Source organism: Calderihabitans maritimus, from assembly GCF_002207765.1.
Taxonomy (GTDB): Bacteria; Bacillota; KKC1; order Calderihabitantales; family Calderihabitantaceae; genus Calderihabitans; species Calderihabitans maritimus.
Window position 1 is genome coordinate 1 of record NZ_BDGJ01000192.1, and the last position, 649, is coordinate 649.

Consider the following 649-nt stretch of genomic DNA (forward strand, 5'->3'; position numbering starts at 1 on the left):
GAGAAGGGCAAAGACAGCAGAAAACCCCGAAAGGGGCCTGCCCGCGGGAGGAAGTGGTGAAGCCACGGGGGACCCCAACCGTGACAACCTACGAAGAACAGGAATACGGTTCCATGGAGCCTGTTAGTTGGGGAATTCGCTTTGGATGCGAAGCCTGTCATAACCCACGCTTTTTTCCGGCTTGATAAATGGCAGATAACCGCCGCCAGTCGAGCCTAAAGCCACTTTGCGGAAGATGCGTGAGGGAGATGTTATCCAGTGCAACGGATAATTTATTGTCCAGGATTTTAGTTCACATTTAGTTCACATACTTACCGGATAGAGAGGGATTCTTGTGGACGTGACAAAACTTTCCAGGCTGGGGAGCCTTGTAATTATTAGGTTTTTAAGGACTAAGTAAAATTAGATAGACCACTTATAATGGTCAAAGTCTGCTTGACATGCATATTCCGGAGCAAACTGGACAGTAATTCCGGATTAAACTGGACACCAATTCCGATTTAAATTGGACACTAATTTCTGGAAGCCTATGATGCAAGAGATGTTTCGCGAAGCGATGCCCGGTACCAAAATTACCATAGGAATTCTTGAACACTTGCTTAATTCGTTTAGTGACAAAAAACGAATGAAGGAGTGTTCAAGACCGACG

General features: G+C 45.8%; 1 protein-coding gene. It reads left to right on the plus strand.

All coding sequences use genetic code 11. The annotated features are described in order from the left end of the window. On the plus strand, positions 1-185 hold a 185-nt coding region (locus KKC1_RS16910), incomplete at its 5' end, for a hypothetical protein (RefSeq protein ID WP_143288764.1). Between the last annotated feature and the right edge of the window lie 464 nt (positions 186-649).